Consider the following 7,151-nt stretch of genomic DNA (forward strand, 5'->3'; position numbering starts at 1 on the left):
ATCCGCCATGCGTCCCCTGCTGTTTCTCCCGCTGATCCTTGCCGCTACCGCTCAGGAAGAGCGGGCACCCAGGGCCAGCACTCCCGAACGAGCCACGACTGAGCGCACTACCCCGGAGGGCACCAAGCCCGAAAAGGAAGAGGCCAAGGTGATCGTGGAGGTCTCCGACAATGCCGTGCCGGCGCCGAAGGAGCTGCTCAAGTCCGTGGCCCGGATCACCACCACACAGCAGGCCTGGAACCAGCGCCAGCCGTGGGAAAAACTGTCGCCGACCAAGCGCCGCTCGCTCGGCGTGATCGTGGATGGCAACAAGGTGCTGACCACCGCCGAGATGGCGGTGGATGCGACCTACATCGAGCTCGAATCGCCCGACGGCAAGCGCATCGCTCCGGCGAAGGTGGTGGCCGTGGACTATGAGGCGAATGTCGCCCTGCTCGGTTTGCAAGATGAGGCGAACGACAAGTTTTTCGCTGGCGCCAAGCCGCTTCAGATCGCCCAGCGGCCGAAGCCAGGTGACAAGCTGGACATCCTGCAGGTCGAGGAGAATGGCAGCCCGCTGGTGACCACCGGCGGAATCCAGAGCATTGATGTGGTATCGAACTTCCTGCCGGGCCAGTTTTTCCTGACCTATGAGGTGAAGGCCTCCATGCAGAGCGCGGCCAACAGCTTCTCGCTGCCGGTGCTGAGCGGCAACAAGCTGGCCGGCATCCTGACCAGCTACGATGCCAAGGACCAGATCAGCGATGTGACCGCCACCGACATCATCGAACGCTTCGTGCGCGAAGCGGCGGATGGCGATTACGCGGGCTTCCCTTCGCTGGGGATTTCGATCAGCCGGACCGAGGACACCAACTTCCGCGCCTGGCTGAAGCTGCCGGAAGATGGCGGCGGCATTTATCTTTCGAGCGTTCGCGCTGGTAGCGCCGCCGAGAAGGCCGGCCTCAAGAAGGGCGATGTGATTGACTCGATCGACGGCCACGACATCGACCGACTCGGTTACTTCGATGACGAGCACTATGGCCGCCTCTACTGGAGCCATCTGGTGCGCGGCGCGAAGAGCAGCGGCGACAAGGTCACTATGAACGTCATCCGCGATGGCCAGCCGCAGAAGCTGGAAGTCGTGCTCGACCGCCGCGATGAGAAGGACCAGCTCGTGCCGGCCTACACCTTCGGCAAGGGTCCGGCCTATCTGGTCAAGGGCGGCCTGCTCTTCCAGGAGCTGACCCGCCCCTATCTGGAGACCTACGGCGAGAACTGGCAGGCGCAAGCACCGCTCGGGCTGCTGGACGTGTATGAGAATCCCCAGAAGTACGAGTCGCGCGGACGCCGTATCGTGGTCCTCACCGGAGTGATTCCGACTCCCGCCACCGTGGGCTACGAAACCCTGCGCGACATCATCGTGACCAAGGTGAACGGCAAGGACATCAAGGACATGAAGTCCCTGATCGAGGCCTTCCGGGCACCGAATGGCGATGGCATGCATCGCATCGAACTGGATGACGAGAAGTTCAGCCTGAGCCTCGACGAGAACACCTCCGACATGGTCGATGAGCAGTTCGTGAAGCGCGGCCTGAGCCCGCTCTCAAGGGCGGAGTAAGCGGCGAGTTTTACCCGAGGCGGGCGGCAGTTTGCCGTCCGCCTCTTTTTTTGCGGCAAACTTACGAACAGCTCCGCGGCGCGGGCTTGGCACCATCTAACAGAGCCTGCCGGTCGCGCAGTGAATCGAGGCAGGCATCGACCAAGCCTTCATCGAGGGCATGGACATCCTGGCCGACTCCCGCGTCGCGGAGGAGCAACACCGTGAGCTCACCGCCGAGGTGCTCGCGGAATTCTTCCAAGCCGGCATGGACGAGGCGACGGCCGTTGCCATCGCGCAGGTCGAGCGCCGGGTGCCAGAGCGGCAGCTTGAGGCCGGTGATCACATCGATCACCCGCTCCGCGACGCAATCGCGAAGCAAACCGCAGCGGGCGGAGTAAAGGGTATCGAGCGCCGCACCGATCGCCACGGCATGGGCGTGGCTGAGGGTGAAGCCGCTCAGCTGCTCCAGCTTGTGGGCCGACCAGTGACCAAAGTCGAGCGGGCGGCTGCTGCCGGTTTCGAAGGGGTCGCCGCCTTGCGCGATGTGCCGGGCGTGCTGGAGGGCGCTCCGCTCCACGCATTCTTCCAGCGCGGGAGCTTGCAGCGCGGCGAGGTTTTCGACCTGGCTTTCGATCCAGCGGAAGAAGTCGCCGTCCTTCACCAGTGAGACCTTCACCGCCTCGATCAGGCCGGCACGGCGGGTCTCCTCGTCCTGGCTGTGGAGGAAGGTGAAATCATTAATGACCGCGAAGGGCACCGCGAAGGCTCCGATCCAGTTCTTCTTGCCCAAGCCGTTGATTGCGCACTTCACCCCTACCCCGCTGTCATCCTGCGAGAGCGTGGTGGTGGGGAAGCGCACCAAGCGCACCCCGCGGTGGGCGGTCGCCGCGGCATAGCCCACCGCATCCAGGAAAGCCCCGCCGCCGATGACCAGCAGGTAGGAATGGCGGTCGATGTGTTCGCGGTCGATGGTCTCCCAAATCTTCCGGACCAGCGCGTCGTCGCGCTTCACCGCCTCCCCGCCGGGGAGGATCTGCAGGCCGCGCCAGTCAAAGCCGAGATCGGCGAAATAGCACTCGATCTGACGAGGCAGGTCCGGCCAAGCCCTAGCCACGCTGTCCTCCAGCGCGACCAGCACGCGACGGCCCTCGCCTTCGGTGAGAATTTCCCCTAGCAGGGTGTTGGTGGCACCGAAGGCATTGCGGGTGAAACAAACGCGGTGCTTGAAGGTAATCGGAATCTGGAAATCGTGACGCGACATCGCTTGCGGGTGCAGGGAAAGAGTGGCCCTGATACGCCCGTTGGCCAACCATTCTTCATGCCAATGAGTCAGCAGCCTGAGATTGAAACGCTCTACCAGAGCCCCTGGCTCGGTCTCTACCGCTTGGGCCACTGGGACTTCGCCAAGCGCCCCAGTTCCGACCACTGCGTAGGAATACTAGCCGTGACGCCGGAGGATGAGGTGGTGCTGATCGAGCAGTACCGCTACCCGATGCAACGCACTGTGGTTGAGATCCCTGCGGGTTTGGTGGGCGATGAGGAGGAGTTCCGCGACGAGCCTCTGGATGGCACCGCCGCGCGGGAACTGGTGGAGGAAACCGGCTACCAGCCGGGCAAGATCGAGCTACTGCTTTCCACCCCCACCTCAGCCGGGATGACCTCCGAGCTGACCCACCTTTTCCTGGCCACGGATCTAACGAAAGTGGGAGCCGGCGGCGGCACCGGGCACGAGGACATCAAGGTGCATTTGGTGCCGCGGAGTGAGCTGCGGGCGTGGCTGAAGGCGAAGGAGGCCGAGGGCCACCTGATCGACTTCAAGATCCACGCGAGCTTGTGGGCGGCTGGGCTCTGAGAACGGCAACGCTGTTCCCTCCTATAGCCCAAGGTTGGCCGACGCAGGAGGCCTACCTTGGGTAGTCGGCCAATGACTGACCAACCTCAACGAGGTTGCCTCAGGCCTTTCGTCGCGGGGAATCCTCACTGAATCCGGCCCGAGGGAACCTCTTCGAGGTTCGTTCTCGCTACGGCACTATCCCAAGGTAGCCGCTCCTTCGGCGCGTCAACCTTGGGCTATATGAGGCAACCTCTTCAAGGTTGTCAGAGGGAGGCGATCAAAGGCTACTTCCCCTCCCACTCGCCAAACGCGCGGAACTTCTGGTAGCGCGCCTCCAGCAGTTGCTCGGTGCTGAGCTTCGCGAGTTCGTCGAGGTGCTTGAGGATGGTCTCCTTCAGCGCGGCGGCGGTTCCCTGGTGATCGTGATGGGCACCACCGGCAGGCTCCGGGATGAAGCCGTCGATCAGGCCGAGCTTGAGCAAATCCGGGGCGGCGAGCTTCATCGCTTCCGCGGCTTCCGGGGCGTGCTTGCGGTGCTTCCAGAGAATCGCGGCGCAGCCTTCCGGGCTGATCACGGAGTAGTAGGCATTCTCTAACATCAGCACGCGGTCCGCGACGCCTATGCCCAGCGCACCGCCCGAGCCACCTTCGCCCAAGACCACGGCAACCACCGGGACCTTGAGCAGCATCATCTCACGCAGATTGAAGGCGATCGCCTCGGCGATGTTGCGCTCCTCCGCACCGATGCCGGGATAGGCTCCGGGAGTGTCGATCAAAGTGATCACCGGCAGGCCGAACTTCTCCGCCAGCTTCATCAGGCGCAGGGCCTTGCGATAGCCTTCCGGATGGGCGCTGCCGAAGTTGCGCTTGAGATTCTCCTTGGTGTCGCGGCCCTTCTGGTGGCCGATCACGACCACGCGACGGCCGCCAATGCGAGCGAAGCCGCCGGGCATCGCGTGATCGTCCCCGATTCGCCGGTCGCCGTGCAGTTCACAAAAATCGGTGAAGGCGTGGACCAGGTAGTCGAGCATGAATGGCCGCTGGGTATGACGGGCGATCTGCACGCGCTGCCAAGGAGTCAGGTTGTCGTAGATATACTGCCGGGTATCCGCCAGCTTGGACTCCATGTTGGCGATCTCCTCCGACATGTCGATGTTCTGCGAGGCGGACTTGGCACGGAGTTTCTCCAGCTCACGCTCGAGCTCGGCGATGGGTTTCTCGAATTCCAACAATTGCATGCGCTTGGGAAAATGGGATAACGGCCCTTGGGCGGGGAAAAACTAGGGGCTGACCGCGCGGATTTCCACCTCATTCCCCGGCCGCAGCAAGAGGGCCAGCTCCTCGGAGTCCTCGACCGAAAGGTGGAAGCCGGGACCAGACGTGAGTTCCTCAGCTCCGCCGTCCTTGGAATCCTCCACCGCGCGGATCTGGAGCGTGGTCTTCTTCAGCATGAAGACCTTCTCGGCACCGGGATATTCCTTTTGACCCGGCGTGTAGCGACTGTCTTTCACCATGCCGGTCAGCGAGGAAATCTCGGTCTGCATGGGGCCCTTCAAGTTTCCCAGGTTCGTCGCAAGCAAGGGGTATTCCTTCACGAAGGTCTTCCCGTCCCACAGCGAGAGCACCTTCTTTGCCGGCTCGATCTGCACCCGGAGGTTCAGGGGCATCACCACCAGCTCTTCCCCGGGGCGCAAGCCCTTGAGATCCATCAAGCCATTCAGGTGCATGATGTTGTCGAGCGAGGTCTTGTACTTCAAGGCGATGCCGATGTAGTAATCCCCCGAGCGCACGATGTAGACTTCCTTGCCCTGCATGTGGGAGGCGGAGAGCAGCTCATCCACATTCATTTCGCCGACGATCCGGCGGGCTTCCGGGGCCGCCTTTGAGCGCGGGTAGGTCCCGACCACCGTGCCGAGGCGTTCGCGGGCAGCACCCATGTCGCCCACAGCGATCAATTCGCTCGCCTTCTCGAAAACCTTGGCCCCCGGGTCCACGTCCGGCAGCGAGGCGTCCGGCTCCGGCAGTTTCTCGACCACCGGCTGGTCAACCTGCTGAAGTGGAACGATTTGAGCAAAAACGCCGCCCAGCGGCTTCTGCGTGACGTGCCAGAGCAGCAGGCCGGTAAAAACGGTAATCGCGAGGACCACCGCTCCGGCCACCAGCTTGATCAAAGTCCAAAGTCGCATCCCCGCCGCGTTTCTATCAAAGCAGGCCGCGCCTGTGGAAGTCGAAGCGATTGATCGGCCAAGATTGCCGGATCATCTCGAACGCAAATTTGAAAATCGAGACCTCCCAGGCATCGTCCACGCCCTCGATGATCGCCCGCGCCGGGTTTCCCTGGCGCCGCGCCTCCTCCAGCACGCGATCGCGCACCGCTTCCATGGTGTCGTGCACGATTTCCTCGCGCACCCCGCCGCTGCGGAAGCGGAACCCGTAGCGCAGGAAGGCGAGATCCTTGCCCTCCTGCCGCCACTTCTCGATCACCGCATCCATCCGCTCGCGGGCCTTGTCACCAAAGCCCTCAAGCTCGATCTCCTGCATCGACTCCGGGCGCAGGATTCGCGGCCGCATGGCCTCGACTTCACCACTGCGCACGCGGATTTCCCCGCTGCGATCCATCAACTCGCTGAGCAGGACGAATTCAAAACGGGTATCGCCGAAGGTATCAATCCGCCGGTCCGGCTCCAGCAGGACCCGGGTGACCTCCATCGCGTATTGAATATTGTCCGGCGAATGCATGCTTGCAGGTGCAGCGCTTCTCTAAGCCCCAATTGGTCCAAAAAAAAGGCAGACCCACCCGGAGTCCGCCCTTTCCTGTAAAAAGCTGCGGCGAGCGCTGATCAGCCTTGGCTCTTCTCGATGTAGGTAACGACATCGCCGACGGACTGAAGCTTTTCGGCTTCTTCGTCCGGAACTTCGATTTCGAACTCTTCCTCGAAGGCCATCACCAGTTCGACCGTGTCGAGGGAGTCGGCGCCGAGGTCTTCGATGAACTTGGCCTCAAGGGTGACCTGATCGGCGTTGACGCCCAGTTGGTCAACGATGATGTCCCTAACGCGGTCTTCGATGCTCTTCTTGTCAGACATTGGAATGTTCTTGGTAGTTGGCGCTGGGGAGGGATTACTGCCCCTGCCGGACCTTGGCAACCTCGAAAAACAAGGCTTTGAGGCAGTATTTCAGGACTCTGGAGGAGCTGCTTCGGCGGGAGTTTCCTCATCTGCCACGAGTTCCATGATCTCGCCTTTGAAATTGTCGCGGATCCGCTTGAGCAAGGTCTCGGCTGGTTCGCCCTGCTCCTTCTTGAAACCGCCGTAGACAAAGCCGTCGATGCGGATCTTGCGCTCGCTGCCATCTGGCTTCTTAGCCCAGAGGAAGGCGAGGCCCTTGTTATCCCATTTCCGCAGATCCATGCGGATCAGATCGGCGAAGGGGACCCGCCCGCCATCCACGGGATAGACCGCCTCATCATCCACCGCGAGCTTCCGCCCCTGGACGCGCAGCAGGATCACCACTGTTGCCAAGGCCAAGGCCAGGCAGATTCCGAAGACGACCCACTGCTCGAAGATCTTCTGAGCATCGAAGGAATGGTCCGGCACCTCAGTATCGATGCCCTTGGCCACGCGGTAGTCCTCAAAGAGCTTCTTCTCCTCCGCGGACATGGAATCCTTCATCTTACTGTAATCCTGGAGCTCCGCCGGCCATGGCATCGGCAACTGGGTCCCGGCAGGCAAGAGCTGC

The 7,151-nt window shown here is 62.3% G+C and carries 8 protein-coding genes; 2 read left to right on the top strand and 6 right to left on the bottom strand.

The genetic code is table 11. From position 1 onward, the window contains the following. Positions 1-7: 7 nt before the first annotated feature. Positions 8-1,597, top strand: coding sequence for a PDZ domain-containing protein (locus BV071_RS05285; RefSeq protein WP_035603154.1), 1,590 nt, complete (start codon positions 8-10; stop codon positions 1,595-1,597). Positions 1,598-1,658: 61 nt separating this feature from the next. Here BV071_RS05285 and BV071_RS05290 read toward each other — a convergent pair whose 3' ends face one another. Then, positions 1,659-2,840 (bottom strand): 3-dehydroquinate synthase, encoded by a 1,182-nt coding sequence (locus BV071_RS05290; protein WP_035603156.1) that lies wholly within the window; start codon positions 2,838-2,840, stop codon positions 1,659-1,661. Between the two features lie 63 nt (positions 2,841-2,903). Between BV071_RS05290 and BV071_RS05295 the strand changes: the two genes are divergently transcribed. After that, on the top strand, positions 2,904-3,431 hold the full coding sequence (locus BV071_RS05295) for an NUDIX hydrolase (RefSeq protein ID WP_052572922.1): 528 nt from the start codon (positions 2,904-2,906) through the stop codon (positions 3,429-3,431). Positions 3,432-3,697: 266 nt separating this feature from the next. Here BV071_RS05295 and BV071_RS05300 read toward each other — a convergent pair whose 3' ends face one another. The 5 genes from BV071_RS05300 to BV071_RS05320 form a co-directional block, all read right to left on the bottom strand. After that, complete coding sequence (locus tag BV071_RS05300; RefSeq protein WP_035603160.1) at positions 3,698-4,651, bottom strand: acetyl-CoA carboxylase carboxyltransferase subunit alpha; 954 nt, start codon at positions 4,649-4,651, stop codon at positions 3,698-3,700. A 42-nt stretch (positions 4,652-4,693) separates the two neighbouring features. After that, positions 4,694-5,599 (bottom strand): LysM domain-containing protein, encoded by a 906-nt coding sequence (locus tag BV071_RS05305; RefSeq protein WP_035603162.1) that lies wholly within the window; start codon positions 5,597-5,599, stop codon positions 4,694-4,696. Positions 5,600-5,615: 16 nt separating this feature from the next. Then, entirely contained in the window at positions 5,616-6,152 is a 537-nt protein-coding gene (locus BV071_RS05310) for a hypothetical protein (protein WP_035603164.1), read from the bottom strand. A gap of 101 nt (positions 6,153-6,253) precedes the next feature. Continuing rightward, positions 6,254-6,499 carry an acyl carrier protein gene (locus BV071_RS05315; RefSeq protein WP_035603165.1) on the bottom strand — a complete coding sequence of 82 codons (246 nt, stop codon included), beginning with the start codon at positions 6,497-6,499 and terminating at the stop codon, positions 6,254-6,256. A 90-nt stretch (positions 6,500-6,589) separates the two neighbouring features. Continuing rightward, positions 6,590-7,151: hypothetical protein (locus BV071_RS05320; protein ID WP_265594098.1), on the bottom strand; the 562-nt coding region annotated here is incomplete at its 5' end.

This window comes from Haloferula sp. BvORR071 (genome assembly GCF_000739615.1).
Lineage (GTDB): Bacteria > Verrucomicrobiota > Verrucomicrobiia > Verrucomicrobiales > Akkermansiaceae > Haloferula.